Origin of the sequence: Nocardioides dubius (assembly GCF_039528155.1) — a bacterium.
Classification (GTDB): Bacteria; Actinomycetota; Actinomycetes; order Propionibacteriales; family Nocardioidaceae; genus Nocardioides; species Nocardioides dubius.
On sequence record NZ_BAAALG010000017.1, the window covers coordinates 175,583 to 195,315 of the forward strand.

The following is a 19,733-nucleotide window of genomic DNA, read 5'->3' on the forward strand; positions in this document are numbered from 1 at the left end:
GCGGGCACTGTCATCTGCTCAAGCGCTGAGGATCAGGACTTGTAGGCGTTGTGGAACAGCAGCATGTTCACGCCGGTCGGCTCGACGCCGTGGACGTTCGTGTTCCAGGGGGCGAAGAAGCCGCCGGAGGTCAGCACGACGCCCGGGACCTCCACCTGCCACAGCTCGTTGATCTCGGCCAGCGTGTCCGCGCCCTCGAGCGGGGTCTTGGCCTGCAGCGAGTCGACGAGCTCGTCCATCTTCTTGCTGGCGTAGCCCGAGGGGTTGGCCGGCGAGGTGCTCACCACGTTGTTGGCGAAGCTCATGTACGGGTCCTCGCCGATGGACATCGCGCCCATCGCCAGGTCGAAGTCGTGGGTGCCGTAGATGCGGGCGGTCTGCTCGCTGACGTCGCTCACGGTCTCGATGGTGATGTCCAGGCCGATCGACTCGAGCTGGGCCTCGATGGTGACCGCGCCGGTGCGCGAGGTCTGGTCGGACTGGCCGAGGTAGGTCAGGCTGGTGTCGGCGCCGTCCTTCTTCGCCTCGGCGACCAGCGACTTGGCCTTCTCCAGGTCGGTCTTCGGAAGCTCGATCTCCTTGTAGTACGGGAAGGCCGGGCTGAAGATGTTGTGCGTCGCGTTGCCGGCACCCTTGAGCGCACGGTCCACGTAGGTCTGCGGGTCCATCGCGAGGCTGATCGCCTGGCGGATCCGGACGTCGTTGCCCGGGCGACCCTCGCGGTTGTTGATCCACACGATGGAGCCGGCGCCGGCCGGGTTCATGATGCCGGAGTAGTCGTCCTTGCGGGCCTTCTCCAGCACGTCGGTGGTGCGGATGTTGATCAGGTCGCTGGAGCCGCCCTTGAGGCTGTCCATCTTGGCCTGGTCACCCTGGATCCAGGTGAAGCGCAGCTTGTCGAGGTGGGCGGGCTCGCCCCAGTACTTCTCGTTGCGGACCAGGATGAGCTCCTCGGCCGGCTTGTACGAGTCGAAGGTGAACGGGCCGGCGCCGATCGGCTTGAAGCCGTCGGGGCCGTTCTTGATCGCGGCCGGCGCGAGCACCATGCCGGGGCCCTGGGCCAGCATCGACGGGAAGGTCGCCCACGGCTTGCGCAGGGTGAAGGTGACCGTCTTGGGGTCGGTCGCCTTCATGTCCGCGATGTTGGTGGCGAGCAGGAGGGTGTTGAAGCCCCGGTTCGCCATGTAGTACTGGATGCTCCCGATCACGGCGTCGGCGTCGAGCGCGGTGCCGTCGGAGAACTTGACGCCGTCACGCAGGGTCAGGGTCCAGGTGGTGTTGTCCGTGGACTCCAGCGACTCGGCGAGCAGCGGCACGTAGGTGTCGTTCTCGAGGTCGTACTTCATCAGCACGTCGTAGACCGCAGCCATCGCGTTGCCGCCGACGGCACCGTTCGGGATGGTCTTCGTCGGGTCGAGCGAGCGAGCCTCGCCGTAGTCGACGATCTCCAGGGTGCCACCGGACTTGGGCTCGCCCTTGGTCTGGTCGCCGACCAGGCCGAGCACGTAGATCTCGTCGCGGTTCGTCGAGTCGGCGGCCTTGTCATCGCCCGAGTCGCTGGCGCAGCCGGCAAGGAGCAGGGCCCCGGACAGGGCGGCAACGGCGAGCCGGGTGGGCCGCGCGGTGCGGTTCAGCATGTGTCCTCCGTGGAACAGGTGAAAGGTGGCGCGGATCTCTCCGTGCTGTGTGCGGCGTCACCGTAGGACGGCGGAAGGAGGTGACGACGGCCATATCCCGCTGATCGGAAGATGCCTGTCTTAGTGGGCGTTTTCGAGGCGCCTGCCGAAAGTCCCCCGTGGGATGGGTGCACTCACCCATCTCGCGGGAATCCGGGGAATCGCGGGCCGAACCTGATGCGCGAAGACGGGGAGTGATCTAGGTTACGTACTGCCCAGTAAGCAGTCCCGTTCCGGAGCAGGCGGGACTAAATCTGCAGGAGACGGATTCCCATGCCGATCGTTCGTGACGCCTCCTTCGTCGAATCCATGCCGCACAGCGTGGCCCACCAGTTCTTGGATCGCGTTCGCCAGTCCGGCGAGCGCGAGGCGTTCCGCTTCCCGGTAGGGGAGGGGTGGCAGTCGGTCACCTGGCGTGAGGCCGGTGTCGAGGTCACCCGTCTCGCGGCCGGCCTGATGGCCCTCGGCGTCCAGCCCGAAGAGCGGGTCGGCATCGTCTCCGGCACCCGGTACGAGTGGATCGTCGCCGACCTCGCGATCATGTGCGCCGGCGCCGCCACCACCACCGTCTACCCGACCACCCATGCCGGCGACACCGCCTACATCCTGGGTGACTCCGAGTCGCGGGTGGTCTTCGCCGAGGACGACAGCCAGGTCGCCAAGCTGGTCGAGACCAAGGCCGAGCTGCCGCACCTGCTCAAGGTGGTCGTCATCGACGGCACCGCGGACGGCGACTGGGTGATCGGCCTGGAGGACCTCGCCAAGCTCGGCGACGAGTTCCTGGCCAGCAACCCGCTCGCCGTCGAGGAGCACGTCGAGGCGATCAAGCCCACGCAGCTGGCCACCCTGATCTACACCTCCGGCACCACCGGCCGCCCCAAGGGCGTGCGCCTGCAGCACCGCTCGTGGGTCTACGAGGGCGAGTGCATCCGTGCGCAGGGCATCCTCAGCGAGGAGGACCTGCAGTTCCTCTGGCTGCCGATGGCCCACTCCTTCGGCAAGGTGCTGCTCTCCACCCAGCTCGCGATCGGCTTCTCCACCGCGATCGACGGGCGGATCGACAAGATCATCGACAACCTGGCCGTCGTCCGCCCGACCTTCATGGGCGCGGCGCCGCGGATCTTCGAGAAGGCCTACGGCCGGATCATCACCATGCAGGCGGCCGAGGGCGGCCTCAAGGAGAAGATCTTCCACAAGGCGTTCGAGGTCGGCATCGCGGTGGACAACCTCAAGCGCGAGGGCAAGCCGGTTCCGTTCCTGCTCAACCTGCAGCACGGCCTCTTCGACAAGCTGGTCTTCTCGAAGGTGCGCGACCGCTTCGGTGGACGGGTCCGGTTCTTCATCTCCGGTGCCGCCGCGCTGAACAAGGACATCGCCGAGTTCTTCCACGCCGCCGGCATCCTGATCCTGGAGGGCTACGGCCTGACCGAGCTCGCGGCCGGTGCCTTCGTCAACCATCCGGACGGCTACAAGCTCGGCACGGTCGGCCTGGTCTTCCCCGGCAGCGAGATGCGGATCGTCGACGAGTTCGGCAACGACGCCGCGGAGGGCGAGGTCTGGGTCAAGGGCCCGGGTGTGATGGAGGGCTACCACAACCTGCCGGAGGAGACCGCCAAGACGCTCAGCGACGGCTGGCTGCGCACCGGTGACAAGGGCTCGGTCGACGCCGAGGGCTACCTGACCATCACCGGCCGGATCAAGGAGCTCTTCAAGACCTCGGGCGGCAAGTACGTCGCGCCGCCGGCGATCGAGGCCAAGTTCAAGGCGCTGTGCCCCTACGCCAGCCAGTTCATGGTCTTCGGCGCGGAGCGCAACTTCGTGGTCGCGCTGATCACCCTCGACCCGGACGCGATGGCCGGCTGGGCCGAGGAGAACGGGATGGCCTGCAAGTCCTACACCGAGGTGGTCAACTCCGAGCAGGTGCGGGCCATGGTGGACGGCTACATCAACGAGCTCAACGGCCAGCTGAACCGCTGGGAGACGATCAAGAAGCACGTCGTCCTCGACCACGACCTCTCCGTCGAGTCGGGCGAGCTCACCCCCTCGATGAAGGTCAAGCGCAACGTCGTCGAGCAGAACAACAAGGAGCTCATCGAGTCGCTCTACAGCTGACGTCTCACAGGCGCGGCACAGTCAGGGCACAGGATGACCCGCTGGAATGGGTGTCGACCGGATCGCCGGTCGGCACCCATCGCCGTTTTCGGGAGACAGAGATGACGGACCCAGAGATCCACGACCACGACCGCGGTCTGCAGCACGACCTGCCCAAGCTCGCGGCGAGCGGCTTCGGCCGCCGCAGGCTGCTCGGGCTCTTCGGCGCGGCCGGCGCCGCAGCGGTGTTGAGCGCCTGCGGTGACGACGGCTCCTCGAGCAGCAGCGCCAGCGGTGGGTCGAACACGCCTCCCGGTGGCCAGGGCGGCGCGCCGCCGTCCGGTGGGCCGGGTGGGATGGGCGGTGACTCCGGCGTCGAGGTGGCCGAGGGGGAGATCCCCGAGGAGACGGCCGGCCCGTATCCCGGCGACGGCTCCAACGGCGTCAACGTGCTCTCCGAGGACGGCGTCGTGCGCAGCGACATCCGCTCCAGCTTCGGTGCCGCCAGCGGCACGGCCGAGGGAGTGCCGATCACCGTCAGGCTCCGGGTGCTCGACCTCAACGGCGACGAGTCCGCCCCCTTGGCGGGTGCTGCGATCTACCTGTGGCACTGCGATCGCGACGGCCAGTACTCGATGTACTCCGAGGCGATCGCGGACGAGAACTACCTGCGCGGCGTCCAGGAGACCGACGCCGACGGCCGGGTGGAGTTCACCACGATCTTCCCGGCCGCCTACTCGGGGCGCTATCCGCACATGCACTTCGAGGTCTATCCGAGCCTGGCCGAGGCGACGTCGTCCACCCAGAAGCTGCGCACCTCCCAGCTGGCGCTGCCGGAGGACGTCTGTGCCGAGGTCTACGGCACCGCCCAGGGCTACTCCGCCAGCCTGGAGCGGCTCACCCAGACGCCGTTGGACTCCGACGGGATCTTCAGCGACGGCTACTCGCTGCAGATGGCCAAGGTCACCGGCAGCGTCGAGGCGGGGTACGTGGCGACCCTGAACGTGCCGATCTGATTTGATGGAGGGGTGCCCTCAACCCCACCGGTCGGTGAACCGGCGCCCCTCGACGGGCAGCTCCCCGCCAGCGCGTTGAGCGGACAGCAGGATCGTCCGCTCGCCCTGTACGTGCACGTGCCCTACTGCCGGGTGCGGTGCGGCTACTGCGACTTCAACACCTACACCGCCTCCGAGCTCGGCGGCGGTGCCTCGCAGGCCGGGTATGCCGACACCGCGATCGCCGAGATCCGGATGGCGCGCCGCCTGCTCGGCGACGTCGACCGCCCCGTCGACACGGTCTTCTTCGGTGGCGGCACGCCGACCCTGCTGCCGTCGGCCGACCTGGTCCGGATCCTGGGGGCGATCCGCGACGAGTTCGGCCTGCTGCCCGGGGCCGAGGTCACCACGGAGTCCAACCCCGACAGCGTGGACGCTGTCGACCTGGCGGAGCTCGCGAGCGGTGGCTTCAACCGGATCTCCTTCGGGATGCAGTCGGCGGTGCCGGCGGTCCTGGCGACCCTCGAGCGCTCGCACGACCCCGAGCGGGTGCCACGGGTGGTGCAGTGGGCGCGCGAGGCCGGGATCGGCCAGGTCAGCGTCGACCTGATCTACGGCACGCCGGGGGAGAGCCACGCCGACTGGGCGACCTCGCTCGCGGCCGCGCTGGACACCCGGCCCGACCACGTCTCCGCCTACTCGCTGATCGTCGAGGAGGGCACCGCGTTCGCGCGCCGGGTCCGTCGCGGCGAGCTGCCGATGCCGGACGAGGACGACCTCGCCGAGAAGTACCAGATGGCCGACGACGCGATGCGCGGCGCCGGGCTGGAGTGGTACGAGGTCTCGAACTGGTCCACCGGTCCCGACACCCGCTGCCGGCACAACCTGCACTACTGGCGCGGCGCCGACTGGTGGGGCGTGGGCCCCGGGGCGCACTCGCACGTCGGCGGGCTGCGCTGGTGGAACGTGAAGCACCCGAGTGCCTATGCGACCCGGCTCGCCGAGGGGCACAGCCCCGCGCACGGGCGGGAGCTGCTCAGCGAGCGGGACCGCTATCTGGAGCGCCTGCTGCTGGAGGTGCGCCTGGCGGAGGGGATCGACGTCGGGGTCCTGGACCGGGCCGGCCGCGACGCGCTGCCCGGCCTGGTCGAGCGCGGGTTGATCACCCCGGCGCCCGACCGGGTGGTGCTCACCGACGCCGGGCGGCTGCTCGCCGATGCCGTGGTCCGGGACCTGCTCGACTGAGCGCGCGGCCCTGTCGTGGGCGGCTGCGGGCGTGCCGGGCGTGTCGTCCGGCTGATGCGGGCGTGTCGGGCGGCCGAAAGGCGGTGCTGGTGCCGGGGGTCACGCTTAGGGTGGGCCCATGAGCGAAGGTCCTGAGAACCCGCAGCGTCCCGAGGGCGAGCAGCCCCAGCAGCCCTACGGCGAGCAGCCCTACGGCCAGCAGCCGTACGGGCAGGAGCAGTACGGCCAGCCCCAACAGCCCTACGGCCAGCAGCCGTACGCCCAGCAGCCCTACGGCCAGCCGCAGTACGGCCAGCCCTACGGTGCCAGCCCGGCCGCGCCGTACGGCGTGCACCCGGTCACCGGCATCCCGTACTCCGACAAGTCCAAGCTCCTGGTCGGCCTGCTCCAGGTGCTGATCCCGCTGGGCATCGGCCGGATGATGATGGGCCAGACCGGCCTGGGCGTCGCCCAGCTCCTGGTCACCGTCCTCACCTGCGGCATCGGTGCGCTGTGGCCGTTCATCGACGGCATCGTGATCCTGGTCAGCGACGACGTCCGCGACTCCCAGGGGCGCCCACTGCGCCCGAGCTGATCGCTCAGGCCGTCACGAAGTCGATCAGCTCCTCGACCCGGCCCAGCAGGGCCGGGTCGAGATCGGCGAACGAGTCCACCTTGGACAGGATGAACTGCCAGGCCCGAGCGATGTCGGCCTGATCGCGGTGCGGCCAGCCGAACTGCTGGCAGACGCCCTTCTTCCACTCCAGGTGACGCGGAACCTTGGGCCAGGCGGTCTTGCCGATCCGCTCGGGCTTGACCGCCTCCCAGACGTCGATGAACGGGTGGCCGACGATCAGAACGTGCGCGCCGTGCTGGCCGCGTTGCACGGTCTGCGCGATCTTGTACTCCTTCGAGCCGGGCACCAGGTGGTCGACCAGCACCCCCACCTTGCGCTGCGGCCCGGGCTTGAAGTCGCGCAGCGCCTCGGAGAGGTCGTCGACGCCGCCGAGGAACTCCACGACCACGCCCTCGATGCGCAGGTCGTCGCCCCACACCTTCTCCACCAGCTCGGCGTCGTGACGGCCCTCCACGAAGATCCGGCTGGCCCGGGCCACCCGCGCCCTGGCGCCCTGCACCGCGATCGATCCGGACGCGGTCCGGGTCTTGGCGGCCGGCGCGGCCTTGGTGATCGGCGGCACCAGCACCACCGGCTTGCCCTCCAGCAGGAAGCCGGGCCCGAGCGGGAAGGTCTTGCGCTTGTTGCGGCGGTCCTCGAGGGTCACCGTGCGCAGGTCGCGGTCGACGCTGACCACCTCACCGCACCAGTCCGTGGTGACCTCCTCGACCACCAGGCCGAGGGTCGCCTCCGCCTCCGTGGAGCGGCCGCGCTTGGGGGCGCGCCAGTCGGTGTTGAGAACGTCGGAGCCATAGCGATCGTGCGGGGAGGTCACCGCGCCACGCTAGCCGGATCACGCCATCGGGAGCCGGAGCGACCCGCGGGGGAGTTGGGACCAGCCCCGGGCCACCGCGTGCCGCAGCGCCTCACGTGGGAAAGGCCACGCTCCGGTCTCGAGTGCGGCGTCGCGGCGGACGCCGTCCGCGGCGAGGGAGCGGATGGTCTCGGCGACCGCGGCGATCTGGTCGCGCTGCTCGTTCACGAAGTCGGCGTCGACGACGGCGCCGTGGCCGGGCACCACCACGGCACCGGCGGGCAGGAGTGAGGTGACGACGTCCAGCGAGGCGGGCCACTCCAGCGGGTAGGAGTCGGCGCCGTAGGCGGGCGGTGCGGACTCCTCGATCAGGTCCCCGGCGATCAGCACGCTCGCGTCGGGGACCAGCGCGACGATGTCGCCGCCGGTGTGGCCGCGGCCGGGATGGATCAGCTCGATCTGCCGCTCGCCGACGTCGAGCACCGTGACCGACGCGAAGGTCTCGCTCGCCGCGAGGACCCGCGAGGCCCTGACCTCCTCGATCCGTGGCTCGTGCGGGCTCTCGGCGATCCAGCGCTGCGCGGCGGCGACCGTGTTCGCGGCGGCCACCTCGTGCGCCACGATCGGGACCTCACCGAAGGCGGCGTTGCCGAGGGTGTGGTCGAAGTGCTCGTGGGTGTTCACCACCGCCCGGATCGGCAGTGGGGTGAGCCGGGCGACGGCGTCGCGCAGGGCCTCGCCGTTGTGCTCGGAGGCGCCGGTGTCGATGACGACGACGCTCGCCGTGCCGGCCACCACGCTCAGGTTGAGGTCGAACCACTCCTGCCGGCACACCCAGACCCGGTCACCGACCTCGACGAACGCCAACTCCATCCCCCGAACCTAGCCCGAGGGCGCAGAATTACCCGCCATCGGCGGCTAGCAGAGGCCGGCGTGGAGGTGCCGGCTGAGCAGCTCGGCGAGCTCCTCGGGGGTGTCGGCGGCGCGGTCGAAGGCGACGGTGCGCTGGTGGGCGCCGGTGGCGTCGACCCAGGACAGCGAGACGCCGTCGGTGGTGAGGTCGAAGAGGTGCACGCCGGCGATCGCGTGCGGGCGGGTGCCGGTGGCCATCGAGACCGCGGAGCGGAGCTCGTCCTGGTGGCACTCGTTGGCGTGGGCCAGGGAGCGGTGCAGGTAGCCGCGGTTGAGCCGCAGCTCGGGGCGGGTGAACTCGTCGGCGGAGACGTGCAGGTGGCGGGTGGTGCCGCCGTCCTCGCGCCGGTCGACCAGGGAGACCATGGCGACGCGCAGCTCGACCACGACCCGGCCCGCGCGGTCGCGGTGGTGGGTGGTCAGCTGCCCGGCGACGACGATCGCACGGTCGGCGTTGAGGCTGCTGGAGACCCGCAGCAGGGCACTGCTGTTGCTGAGCGCGGCCCGCTCCAGCAGGGAGCCGGCCATGGTCAGGAAGACCGGGGTGCCGTTGTCGTCGATCAGGCCGAGGTCGTCATCGATGGCATCCTCGACCCCCTGGACGACCAGGCTCGCGCCGGCCGGGCAGGAGAGGATGCTGCGGGCCTCGGCGGCGATCTCCGCGGGCTCGTACGACGGCGTTGCGGTCGACATGGCGTTCCCTTCGCTCGACTACTTAGGGAAGCCTAACCTATGGCCCGTCGTGGCGAAAGCCCCCGTTCCAGGAACCGGCGGGTATCCTTGGCACTCGTGCACAAGGAGTGCCAGTGTTCGCGTCCAGGAGGTGGCCCGTGGTAGTCGAAGACCGGCGGCTCGCCGTCTTGCGTGCCATCGTCGAGGACTACGTCTCCACCGAGGAGCCGGTCGGCTCCAAGGCCCTGGTCGAGCGGCACCAGCTCGGCGTCTCCCCGGCGACCGTGCGCAACGACATGGCGGTCCTCGAGGAGGAGGGCTTCATCGCCCAGCCGCACACCAGTGCGGGCCGGGTGCCCACCGACAAGGGCTACCGCCTCTTCGTGGACAAGCTCACCGCCGTCAAGCCGATGAGCGTGGCCGAGCGCCGGGCGATCTCCTCCTTCCTGGACGGCGCCGTCGACGTCGACGACGTGGTCCAGCGCAGTGTGCGCCTGCTCTCCCAGCTCACCCGGCAGATCGCCGTGGTCCAGTACCCGACGCTCAGCCGCAGCACCGTGCGCCACGTCGAGCTGGTCGCGCTCAGCACCACCCGGGTGCTCGCGGTGCTGATCCTCAGCAGCGGCCGGGTCGAGCAGCGGGTGGTCGAGCTGGAGGAGGCGCTCGCCGACGACGAGCTCTTCGAGCTGCGCGCCGGCATCAACGGTGCGGTCACCGGCAAGGTGATCGCCGAGGCTGCCGGCGCGGTCACCGCGATCGTCGAGGACCTGCGCCCCGGCACCCAGATGGCCGGCGCTGCGGTCGCCGCGGTTCTGGCGGAGGCCATGTCGGACCACCGCTCGGATGAGCGGGTCGCCGTCAGCGGTGCCGCGAACCTGAGCCGGTTCGGCGAGTTCGACACCAACATCCGCCCGATCCTCGAGGCGCTGGAGGAGCACGTGGTGCTGCTCAAGCTGCTCGGGGAGACCGAGGCCGACGGCATGGTCACGGTGCGGATCGGCCACGAGGGCCCGTTGCCCCGCTTCTCCTCCAGCAGCGTGGTCTCGGCCGGCTACGGACCGGGCGACACGGCGATCGCCTCCCTGGGCATCGTCGGTCCGACCCGGATGGACTATCCCGGCACCATGGCGAGCGTCCGCGCGGTGGCTCGCTACGTTTCCCGCATTCTCGATGAAGCCTGATCCCAGGCTCAGCTGATCGATCAGAAGGACCCATGAGTCAGGACCCCTACGAGCTCCTCGGCGTCGCCCGCGACGCCGACGCCGACACCATCAAGAAGGCCTACCGCAAGCTGGCGCGTCAGCTGCACCCCGACGTGAACCCCGACCCTGAGACCCAGGAGCGGTTCAAGGAGGTCAGCCAGGCCTACGAGGTGCTCAGCGACCCGCAGAAGCGGGCCGCCTACGACCGTGGCGGCGACATGTTCGGCGGCATGGGTGGCGGCGGCTTCGGCCAGGGTGCCGGCTTCTCCTTCACCGACATCATGGACGCCTTCTTCGGCGGTGGCGGCCAGGGTGGCGGCCAGGGCCGTGGCCCGCGGCCGCGGATGCGCCGTGGCCAGGACGCCCTGATCCGCCTCGAGATCGAGCTCGCCGAGGCGGCGTTCGGCGTCACCCGCGAGCTCAAGGTGGACACCGCCGTGCTCTGCGAGGCCTGTCACGGCGACGGCGCCGCGCCCGGCAGCAAGCCGGTCACCTGCGAGACCTGCCACGGCCAGGGCGAGGTCGCCCACGTGCAGCGCTCGTTCCTCGGCGAGATCCGGACCCTGCGCCCCTGCGCGGCCTGCCGCGGCTTCGGCACGATCATCCCCGAGCCGTGCCGCGAGTGCGCCGGCGACGGCCGGGTCCGCTCGCGCCGCTCGCTGACCGTGAAGATCCCGGCCGGCGTCGACACCGGCACCCGGGTCCAGCTCTCCGGACAGGGCGAGGTCGGCCCCGGCGGCGGCCCGGCCGGCGACCTCTTCGTGGAGATCCAGGTCGCCCCGCACGAGACCTTCACCCGGCACGGCAACACGCTGCACTGCACGGTCACCGTGCCGATGACGGCGGCCGCGCTGGGCACCGTCCTGCAGCTGCCCACCCTGGAGGCCGACGTCGCCGGGGAGGAGAGCGAGGTCGAGACCGAGTTCGACCTGGAGATCAAGCCCGGCACCCAGTCCGGCACCGACCAGGTGCTGCGTGGGCGCGGTGTCCCCGGCCTGCGTCAGGCGGGCCGCGGCGACCTGGTGGTCACCGTCGTCGTCGAGACGCCGGGCAAGCTGGACGCCCGCCAGGAGGAGCTGCTGCGCGAGCTCGCGGCGATCCGCGGCGAGGAGTCGCCGACCGGGACCGTGTCGCAGGGCTCGAAGGGCGTCTTCGGTCGCCTGCGCGACGCCTTCAACCACTGAGCCGATGACCTCACACCTGCACTGGGTCCCCAGCCTGGACGGCGTCCGCGCCGGCTCGGTCGTGGAGGTCACCGGCGAGGAGGCGCACCACGCGGTGGTGGTGCGCCGGCTCAAGGCCGGCGAGGAGCTGATGCTCACCGACGGCCTCGGCACCACGCTGACCGGCACCGTCGAGCAGACCAGCAAGCGCTCGTTCACGGTGCTCGCCGAGAGCGTCGAGACGACGCCGCGACCGGACCCGGAGCTCACCGTCGTCCAGGCGCTGCCCAAGGGGGAGCGTGGCGAGCTCGCGGTCGAGGTGCTGACCGAGATCGGCGTCGGACGGATCGTGCCCTGGGCCGCCAGCCGCTCGGTGGCCGTCTGGCGCGGCGAGCGGGCCGCGAAGTCGCACGCGAAGTGGCAGGCCACCGCCCGGGAGGCGGCCAAGCAGGCCCGGCGCCGCTGGTTCCCGCAGGTGCCGGCGCTGGCGCAGACCGACGAGGTGGTCGCGATGATCGCGGACGCCGACCTGGCGCTGGTCCTGGACGAGGACGCCGTCGAGCCGCTGCCGACGCTGTCCGCGGGCGACCTGCCCGGCGAGATCCTGCTGGTGGTCGGCCCCGAGGGCGGGATCGCCGACGACGAGCTGGCCGCGTTCACCGCGGCCGGCGCCCGCACCGTGCGCCTGGGCAGCGAGGTGCTGCGCACCTCCACCGCCGGTCTGGCGGCCGCCTCGGCGCTGCTGGCGCAGACCCCGCGCTGGCGCGGCTGAGGCGCTACTCGACCACGAACTCCTTGGTGTCCTGGAACGGGCCATCGCCCTCGGCGCCGCCGCTCGGGTCGTCGGTGCTGGCGACGAAGGTGTAGCCGCCCGGCTCCAGGTCGGCGACGTCGATCTCGCTCGCCCACGGGTAGAGCATGTTCGACGTCCAGCCCTCGGCCGTGCTGAAGCCGGAGAGCACGACCGCGCCGTCGGCGTCCAGGATCTGCCAGGGCACAGTGGCCTCGAAGCTGTTCGCCACGCCGTTGGCCGGCAGCCGGGCGTCGACCACCTGCCCGGTCTCGGGAGTGGTCACGCTGACATGGGCGAGGGTCTTGAGCACCGGCGCGTTGCGCACCGGCTCGTCGGCCCGCACCCCGAGCACCTGCGCGGCGAGGCGGCTCTTGTTCTCGCCCTCGTCGACGTAGAAGGCGACGGGCGCCCGGCCGCCGACGTTGGCCTGCAGCGTGTAGACCACCTGCTGCACGGCGAGCTCGGCCTCACGGGCGCTCAGGCCCGCCGGTCGGGCCCCCGCGACGCCGGCGCTCACCGCCACGGTGATCTCCTCGCCGTCGTAGTCCGCGGAGATCAGGTCGCCCCGGCTCCACACGGTCCGGTAGTCGGGGTCGGCGGGCTCCTCCATCAGCGCGCTGATGGACTGGTCGAGGCCGGCCAGCGGCTCCTCGGAGCGGCGGAACTCGCGGTAGAGCACCGGCTCGCTGGGGCCCTCGCCGAGGTAGTAGGCGGGCACCGCCCGGGTGCCGGGTGCGGCGGGCGGCACCTGCCCCCAGCCGCTCGGGTCGCCGCTGCGCGCCGTCGCCGGCTCGCTGGCCACCGGGTTCGGCTCGTCGTCGTTGCCGCCCTCCAGCAACGCGACGCTGCCCAGGATCGCGGCACTCGCGGCGGCCACGCCGACCACCGGTGCCAGCCAGGCCTGACGGCGTCGCGCGGGAGCCGCGGTGCGCTGGCGGATGGCGCCGAGCCGGTCGCTCGGCTCGATGCCGGCGGTGGTGTCGTCGAGCAGGCGACGCAGCCAGTCCTCGTCGTGGTTCATGACTGTTCCTTCCAGAGCCCGCCGAGCCGACCGCGGAGCGCGGCGGACCCTCGGGAGGCATGGCTCTTGACGGCTCCGCGGCTGACCCCGAGCGTGTCGGCGATCTGGGCCTCGGAGAGATCGAGGTAGTAGCGCAGCACCAGCACCTCACGCTGGCGCTGGGGGAGCTCGGCGAGGGCGGCGAGCACGAGGGAGCGTCGCTCGTCGTCCAGGGCGGCCTGGTCGGCGCCGGGAGCGACCCGCTCGCCGGCCTGTGCCTCGCGGAGCAGGTGCCGGTCGACGACCTTGCGGTGCCGCAGCACGGAGCGGGAGCGGTTGACCACGCTCTGGCGCAGGTAGGCGAGCGCCTTGTCGGGCTCACGGAGCCTGCTCCAGCGTCCGTGCATGGCCACGAAGGCGTCCTGGACGACCTCCTCGGCCGTGCCCTGGTCGCGGACCAGCAGCACCGCCAGCCGGACCAGGGAGCGCCAGTGCGCGGCATACAGCTCGGAGACGGCGGTGTCGGCGTCCCAGGACCACCCGGCGGTCACCAGGACACCGGGGCAGGGCAGCTCACGCACCAACACATCGGACATCACGCTATCTGCACGCACCAGCGCGGCGATCGGTTGACACGCCTTCTCAGGTTGCTCACCCGGGCCCGGAGGGTCCGCCACGGAAAACGAATGACGCTCCGTTCGGCAAGCGCCGTAGCATGGGTGTCACGATGACAGACAGCAGAACCGGCACCACCCCACAGGCTGATCGCACCCGGCACACCGTCGTGGTCCCGGCCAGCATCAACATGGTCCAGCTCCTCGGCCCTGCCGACGAGAACCTGACCCGGATCGAGCAGGCCTTCGACGCGGAGATCCACGTGCGCGGCAACAAGGTCACCCTGCATGGGGAGCCGAGCGAGATCGCGCTCGCCGAGCGAGCCCTGGAGGAGCTGGTCAGCATCATCCGCACCGGCCAGGGCGTCTCGCCCGAGACGGTCGTGCGGGTGGTCGGGATGCTGCGCTCGGAGACGAAGGAGCGCCCGGCCGAGGTGCTCAGCCTCAACATCCTGAGCAACCGCGGGCGCACGATCCGGCCCAAGACGCTGAACCAGAAGCGATACGTGGACGCGATCGACGCGAACACGATCACCTTCGGGATCGGCCCGGCCGGCACCGGCAAGACGTACCTGGCGATGGCCAAGGCGGTGCAGGCGCTGCAGAGCAAGAACGTGAACCGGATCATCCTGTCGCGTCCGGCCGTCGAGGCCGGCGAGAAGCTGGGCTTCCTGCCGGGCACCCTGACCGAGAAGATCGACCCGTACCTGCGTCCGCTCTACGACGCGCTGCACGACATGGTCGACCCGGACTCGATCACCAAGCTGCTCGCGGCCGGCACGATCGAGGTGGCGCCGCTGGCGTTCCTGCGCGGCCGTTCGCTCAACGACTCCTTCATCATCCTCGACGAGGCGCAGAACACCACGCCCGAGCAGATGAAGATGTTCCTGACCCGTCTCGGCTTCGGCTCCAAGATCGTGGTCACCGGCGACGTCACCCAGGTCGACCTGCCGGGCGGCGTGAAGTCCGGCCTGCGGGTGATCGAGGGCATCCTCGACGGCGTCGAGGACATCTCCTTCAACCGCCTCACCAACCATGACGTCGTCCGCCACCGCCTGGTCGGCGAGATCGTCGACGCCTACGAGCGCTTCGACGCCGAGCGGCAGCAGCGCACCGAACGAGCCCGAGGAGAAGCCCGGTGACCATCGAGATCCTCAACGAGTCCGACCACGAGCTCGACGTCGAGAACCTGGCCACCCTGGCCCGCTTCGTGATGGACGAGATGCGCGTGCACCCGTTGGCCGAGCTGTGCATCAAGGCCGTCGACGAGGCGACCATCGCCGAGCTCAACGAGAAGTGGATGGAGAAGGAGGGCCCGACCGACGTGCTGGCCTTCCCGATGGACGAGCTGCGCCCGGGGCTGGTCAACGAGGAGCTGGAGGAGGGCGTCCTCGGCGACCTCGTGCTCTGCCCGGCGGTCGCCGAGCGGCAGGGGGAGACGGCCGGTCACGGCACCCTGGCCGAGGTCGAGCTGTTGACCACGCACGGCATCCTGCACCTGCTCGGCTACGACCACGCCGAGCCCGAGGAGCACAAGGAGATGTTCGGTCTCCAGGCGGAGCTGCTCGACCGGTGGCGCCGACGCGCCGAGAGCTGAGCGGCTCGATGACCGCCTCCGACCTCTGGTTGCTCACCGCGATCCTGGGGCTGGTGCTGCTGGCCGGTCTGATCACCGCGGCCTATGCGGCGCTGAGCACGTTCTCGCGGGCCCGGGCGGCGGAGATCGCGGCGGAGAAGCGGGCCGGCTCCCAGGCGCTGCTGGTGGTGCTCGACGACGCGCCCCGCTTCCTCAACACCGCGCTCTTCCTGCGCATCCTGTGCGAGGTGGCCGCGATCGTGGTCGCCACCCAGCTGGTCGCCTCCCTCATCGACGGGTGGTGGCAGACGCTGGCCGTCGCGGTGGCCTCGATGACGCTGGTCTCCTTCATCATCATCGGCGTGGCGCCGCGCACCCTCGGCCAGCAGCATGCGGTGCCGGTGGCCCTCGTCTCGGCCGCGCCGCTGCGCTTCGCGACCCGGGTGCTCGGCCCGCTGCCGAAGCTGATGATCCTGATCGGCAACGCCCTGACGCCGGGGCGTGGCTTCAGCGACGGGCCGTTCTCCACGGAGACCGAGCTGCGCGAGATGGTCGACCTGGCGGAGGCGTCCAGCCTGATCGAGAGCGGCGAGCGGAAGATGATCCACTCGGTCTTCGAGCTCGGCGACACCACCGTGCGCGAGGTGATGGTGCCGCGCAACGACGTGGTCTTCGTGGACCGTCACAAGAACCTGCGCCAGACCATGTCGCTCTTCCTGCGCAGCGGGTTCTCCCGGCTGCCGGTGATCGGCGAGAACCTCGACGACGTGGTCGGCTTCGCCTACCTCAAGGACGTCGTCAAGCGCGACTTCGACCATGCCGAGGCCGAGCTCACCGAGCGGATCGACGAGCACCTGCGTCCGGTCCACTTCGTGCCGGACAGCAAGCCGGTCGACGAGCTGCTCACCGAGATGCAGGCCCGCCGCCAGCACGTGGCGATGGTCGTCGACGAGTACGGCGGCACCTGCGGCCTGGTCACCATCGAGGACCTGCTCGAGGAGATCGTCGGTGAGATCACCGACGAGCACGACCAGGAGGAGGTCGAGGTCGAGCTGCTCGAGGACGGCGCGATGCGGGTCTCCTCGCGGTTCCCGGTCGACGACCTCGACGAGCTCTTCCCCGGCCACGTCGTCGTCGACGACGAGGTGGACTCGGTCGGCGGCCTGCTGGCCAAGGAGCTCGGCCGGGTGCCGATCCCCGGCTCGGTGGTCGAGGTGCACGGACTGCGCTTCGAGGCCGAGGGCCTGCGCGGTCGGCGCAACCGGATCCGCACCGTGGTGATCAGCAAGGTACCGGCGACGGATCGCGACGAGGCCGCGGACTACGCTGATCCGCATGCCTGACGAGCTCTCCGCCGAAGACCGCAAGCTGCAGACCCTGGCCCGCGCCACCCGCGCCCGGACCGGTGCCGCGCAGGGTGCCGCCGTCCGCGACACCGACGGTCGCACGTACGCGGGTGCCACCGTCGACCTGGCCGCGTTGCAGGTCTCGGCCGTCGGCGTCTGCATCGCGATGGCGGTGGCCTCGGGCTCCAAGGGCCTGGAGGCCGTGGTGCTGATGGGCGCGGACGCCCTCAGCGACGCCGACGCCGCCGCGATCGCGGAGTTCGCAGGCGACGGAGTGACCGTCCACCTGCGGTAAGTGTTTGCATCACGCAGATAAAACCTCTGGCCTTCGGTCCGCCGGGGGCGCTACGTTGGGGGCGTGACCTCCCAGGGGTGGAGCCAACATCGAGCGGCCGTCGACCGGCTGCTGACCTCGTATGCGGCGATCGCGCCGGACCAGCCGGTGCGGCTGGCCAAGCGCACCTCCAACCTCTTCCGGCCGCGCGACGCCCGGCTCACCCCGGGGCTGGACGTCTCCGGCCTGGCCGGCGTGATCGACGTCGACCCGGTCAGCCAGACCGCCGAGGTCCAGGGCATGTGCACCTACGAGGACCTGGTCGCCGCCACCCTGCCGTACGGGCTGATCCCGTTCGTGGTGCCGCAGCTGCGCACGATCACCCTCGGCGGCGCCGTCACCGGGCTCGGGATCGAGGCGACCAGCTTCCGCAACGGCCTGCCGCACGAGTCGGTGCTGGAGATGGACATCCTCACCGGGGCCGGCGAGATCGTCACCGCCCGACCCGAGGGCGACACCGCCGACCTGTTCGCCGCCTTCCCGAACTCCTACGGCTCGCTCGGCTATGCCACCCGGCTCAGGATCTCGCTGGAGCCGGTGCCGAACGCGGTGCGGCTGCGGCACCTCCGCTTCGACGATCCCGCGCAGCTGGCCAAGGCGGTCGCCGAGATCGCCGGCTCGGCGCGCTGGGAGGGTGAGCGGGTCGATGGGCTGGACGGCGTCGCCTTCAGCCCCGACGAGCTCTACCTGACCCTGGCCCGCTGGGAGGAGGCCGGGCCCAACGAGCCGCGCAGCGACTACACCGGCAGCGAGATCTACTACGCCTCGCTGCAGCACCAGGAGCGCGACCTGCTCTCGGTGCACGACTATCTCTGGCGCTGGGACACCGACTGGTTCTGGTGCTCAGGCGCCTTCGGGCTGCACAACCCGCGGATCCGGCGACTCTGGCCGCGCCGCTACCGGCGCTCCGACGTCTACCACCGGTTGGTCGCCTGGGAGCGGCGCTACGGCGTCGTCGACCGGCTCGACCGCTGGCGTGGCCGGCCACAGCGCGAACGGGTGATCCAGGACGTCGAGGTCCCCGTCGACCGGCTCGCCGAGTTCCTGACCTGGTTCGACGACGCCGTCGGCATGCGGCCGGTCTGGCTCTGTCCGTTGCGGTTGCGCAACGGCTCGGCGGGGGAGCAGCGGCCCTGGCCCACCTACCCGCTCGACCCCGGTGTCACCTACGTCAATGTGGGCTTCTGGGGCACCGTCCCGGTCGGCCCGGACGCCGCCGACGCGCCGCGCAACCGGGCGATCGAGGCGCGTCTGCAGGAGTTGGGCGGCCACAAGTCCCTCTACTCCGAGGCGTTCTACGACCGCGACACCTTCGATCGTCTCTACGACGGCGACCATCTCGCCGCCGTCAAGGAGCGCTACGACCCTGAGGCCAGGTTGACCTCGCTCTACGACAAGGCGGTGCGACGACAATGAGCAGTACCACTCCGATCACCATCGGCGACGCGGTCGCCTCGTTGCTGCGCGACGGGATGCCGTTGCGGTTCCGGGCCTACGACGGCAGCACAGCCGGGCCGCCGGACGCCGAGATCGGGCTGCATCTGCTCAACGAGCGTGGCCTCTCCTACATCATGACCGCGCCCGGCGACCTCGGCATGGCCCGTGCCTACGTCAGCGGTGACCTGGACATCGAGGGCGTCCACCCCGGCGATCCGTACGCCGCGATGCTGGAGCTGCAACGGCACCTGCAGTTCCGCCGGCCCAGCATGGGCGAGGCGCTGCGCCTGGTGCGCGGCCTCGGCATCACCCACCTCAAGCCACCGCCGCCCCCGCCGCAGGAGCACCTCCCGCGCTGGCGCCGGGCGGTGGAGGGGCTGCGGCACTCGATGGCCCGCGACGCCGAGGTGATCTCCCACCACTACGACGTCTCCAACCGGTTCTACGAGCTGGTGCTCGGCCCGTCGATGACCTACACCTGCGCGCTCTACCCGACGCCGGAGGCGACGCTCGAGGAGGCGCAGGCCGCCAAGTACGACCTGATCTGCCAGAAGCTCGCCCTGCAACCGGGGCAGCGGCTGCTCGACGTCGGCTGCGGCTGGGGCGGGATGGTGCGGCACGCGGCGCGCGAGTACGGCGTCCGGGTGCTGGGGGTGACGCTCTCCCTCGAACAGGCGCTGTGGGCCAAGGAGCGGATCGACGCCGAGGGGCTGGGCGACCTGGCCGAGGTGCGCCACCTCGACTACCGCGAGGTGGTGGAGCAGCGCTTCGACGCGGTCAGCTCGATCGGCCTGACCGAGCACATCGGGGTCAGCAACTATCCGGCCTACTTCGAGTTCCTGCGCAGTCGGCTCAAGCCCGGCGGGCGGCTGCTCAACCACTGCATCACCCGCGCCGACAACCGGCCCACCCAGACCGGTGCGTTCATCGACCGCTACGTCTTCCCAGACGGCGAGCTGACCGGGTCGGGGACCATCGTGAGCGCGGCCCAGGATGCCGGACTGGAGGTGCAGCACACCGAGAACCTGCGGTTGCACTATGCGCGGACCCTGGCCGGCTGGTGCGCGAACCTGGAGGCGAACTGGGACGAGTGCGTGGCGGAGGTGGGCGAGGGCACGGCCCGGGTCTGGGGGCTGTACATGGCCGGGTCGCGGATCGCCTTCGAGCGTGGCGAGATCGAGCTGCACCACGTGCTGGCCACCCGCAACCACGCGGACGGTCGCAGCGGCTTCCCGATGCGTCCCGACTGGCAGGCCTAGGCCGGTGGC

19 protein-coding genes are annotated in these 19,733 nt (G+C 70.8%); 13 read left to right on the forward strand and 6 right to left on the reverse strand.

The genetic code is table 11. The annotated features are described in order from the left end of the window. Nucleotides 1-32 precede the first annotated feature (32 nt). The gene (locus tag ABD151_RS20735) at nt 33-1,637 is read right to left on the reverse strand and encodes an ABC transporter substrate-binding protein (protein ID WP_343996765.1); all 1,605 of its coding nucleotides are present in this window, start codon (nt 1,635-1,637) and stop codon (nt 33-35) included. Nucleotides 1,638-1,949: 312 nt separating this feature from the next. Between ABD151_RS20735 and ABD151_RS20740 the strand changes: the two genes are divergently transcribed. The 4 genes from ABD151_RS20740 to ABD151_RS20755 all read left to right on the forward strand — a co-directional run bounded on the left by ABD151_RS20740 (nt 1,950) and on the right by ABD151_RS20755 (nt 6,581). Further along, complete coding sequence (locus tag ABD151_RS20740) at nt 1,950-3,788, forward strand: AMP-dependent synthetase/ligase (protein ID WP_343996766.1); 1,839 nt, start codon at nt 1,950-1,952, stop codon at nt 3,786-3,788. Nucleotides 3,789-3,889: 101 nt separating this feature from the next. After that, nucleotides 3,890-4,783 (forward strand): intradiol ring-cleavage dioxygenase, encoded by an 894-nt coding sequence (locus ABD151_RS20745; RefSeq protein ID WP_343996767.1) that lies wholly within the window; start codon nt 3,890-3,892, stop codon nt 4,781-4,783. 12 nt (nt 4,784-4,795) lie between these two features. Beyond that, entirely contained in the window at nt 4,796-6,007 is a 1,212-nt protein-coding gene (hemW, locus tag ABD151_RS20750; RefSeq protein ID WP_343996768.1) for a radical SAM family heme chaperone HemW, read from the forward strand. 118 nt (nt 6,008-6,125) lie between these two features. Further along, entirely contained in the window at nt 6,126-6,581 is a 456-nt protein-coding gene (locus ABD151_RS20755) for a TM2 domain-containing protein (protein WP_343996769.1), read from the forward strand. Between the two features lie 4 nt (nt 6,582-6,585). Here ABD151_RS20755 and ABD151_RS20760 read toward each other — a convergent pair whose 3' ends face one another. From ABD151_RS20760 to ABD151_RS20770, 3 genes are read right to left on the reverse strand one after another with little or no spacing between them, the layout of a single operon-like run. Further along, nucleotides 6,586-7,437, reverse strand: a complete 852-nt coding sequence (locus ABD151_RS20760; RefSeq protein ID WP_343996770.1) for a DUF3097 domain-containing protein — start codon at nt 7,435-7,437, stop codon at nt 6,586-6,588. An 18-nt stretch (nt 7,438-7,455) separates the two neighbouring features. Next, the gene (locus ABD151_RS20765; protein ID WP_343996771.1) at nt 7,456-8,289 is read right to left on the reverse strand and encodes an MBL fold metallo-hydrolase; all 834 of its coding nucleotides are present in this window, start codon (nt 8,287-8,289) and stop codon (nt 7,456-7,458) included. Nucleotides 8,290-8,334: 45 nt separating this feature from the next. Further along, on the reverse strand, nt 8,335-9,021 hold the full coding sequence (locus tag ABD151_RS20770; protein ID WP_343996772.1) for a hypothetical protein: 687 nt from the start codon (nt 9,019-9,021) through the stop codon (nt 8,335-8,337). 137 nt (nt 9,022-9,158) lie between these two features. Here ABD151_RS20770 and hrcA point away from each other — a divergent pair, with 137 nt between their 5' ends. From hrcA to ABD151_RS20785, 3 genes are read left to right on the forward strand one after another with little or no spacing between them, the layout of a single operon-like run. Continuing rightward, the gene (hrcA, locus tag ABD151_RS20775) at nt 9,159-10,181 is read left to right on the forward strand and encodes a heat-inducible transcriptional repressor HrcA (protein WP_343996773.1); all 1,023 of its coding nucleotides are present in this window, start codon (nt 9,159-9,161) and stop codon (nt 10,179-10,181) included. A 32-nt stretch (nt 10,182-10,213) separates the two neighbouring features. Then, nucleotides 10,214-11,386: a molecular chaperone DnaJ gene (gene dnaJ / locus ABD151_RS20780; protein ID WP_343996774.1), complete on the forward strand. Its 1,173-nt coding sequence runs from the start codon at nt 10,214-10,216 to the stop codon at nt 11,384-11,386. A 4-nt stretch (nt 11,387-11,390) separates the two neighbouring features. Continuing rightward, nucleotides 11,391-12,137, forward strand: coding sequence for a 16S rRNA (uracil(1498)-N(3))-methyltransferase (locus ABD151_RS20785; RefSeq protein ID WP_343996775.1), 747 nt, complete (start codon nt 11,391-11,393; stop codon nt 12,135-12,137). 4 nt (nt 12,138-12,141) lie between these two features. Here the strand turns inward: ABD151_RS20785 and ABD151_RS20790 are convergent, their stop codons facing one another. Next, nucleotides 12,142-13,179 (reverse strand): Gmad2 immunoglobulin-like domain-containing protein, encoded by a 1,038-nt coding sequence (locus ABD151_RS20790; protein WP_343996776.1) that lies wholly within the window; start codon nt 13,177-13,179, stop codon nt 12,142-12,144. Further along, nucleotides 13,176-13,754, reverse strand: a complete 579-nt coding sequence (locus ABD151_RS20795) for a SigE family RNA polymerase sigma factor (protein ID WP_343996777.1) — start codon at nt 13,752-13,754, stop codon at nt 13,176-13,178. The genes ABD151_RS20790 and ABD151_RS20795 overlap by 4 nt, the downstream gene beginning before the upstream one ends. Before the next feature lie 131 nt (nt 13,755-13,885). Between ABD151_RS20795 and ABD151_RS20800 the strand changes: the two genes are divergently transcribed. From ABD151_RS20800 to ABD151_RS20825, 6 genes are all read left to right on the forward strand, one after another. Continuing rightward, nucleotides 13,886-14,914, forward strand: a complete 1,029-nt coding sequence (locus tag ABD151_RS20800; protein WP_343996779.1) for a PhoH family protein — start codon at nt 13,886-13,888, stop codon at nt 14,912-14,914. Beyond that, complete coding sequence (gene ybeY / locus ABD151_RS20805) at nt 14,911-15,369, forward strand: rRNA maturation RNase YbeY (protein ID WP_343996780.1); 459 nt, start codon at nt 14,911-14,913, stop codon at nt 15,367-15,369. The genes ABD151_RS20800 and ybeY overlap by 4 nt, the downstream gene beginning before the upstream one ends. 8 nt (nt 15,370-15,377) lie before the next feature. Further along, nucleotides 15,378-16,691: a hemolysin family protein gene (locus ABD151_RS20810; protein WP_343996781.1), complete on the forward strand. Its 1,314-nt coding sequence runs from the start codon at nt 15,378-15,380 to the stop codon at nt 16,689-16,691. Then, nucleotides 16,684-16,989, forward strand: coding sequence for a cytidine deaminase (locus ABD151_RS20815; RefSeq protein ID WP_343996782.1), 306 nt, complete (start codon nt 16,684-16,686; stop codon nt 16,987-16,989). Before ABD151_RS20810 ends, ABD151_RS20815 begins: the two co-directional genes overlap by 8 nt. Nucleotides 16,990-17,052: 63 nt before the next feature. Next, nucleotides 17,053-18,444, forward strand: coding sequence for an FAD-binding oxidoreductase (locus ABD151_RS20820; protein ID WP_343996783.1), 1,392 nt, complete (start codon nt 17,053-17,055; stop codon nt 18,442-18,444). Continuing rightward, complete coding sequence (locus ABD151_RS20825; protein WP_343996784.1) at nt 18,441-19,724, forward strand: class I SAM-dependent methyltransferase; 1,284 nt, start codon at nt 18,441-18,443, stop codon at nt 19,722-19,724. The genes ABD151_RS20820 and ABD151_RS20825 overlap by 4 nt, the downstream gene beginning before the upstream one ends. Nucleotides 19,725-19,733 lie beyond the last annotated feature (9 nt).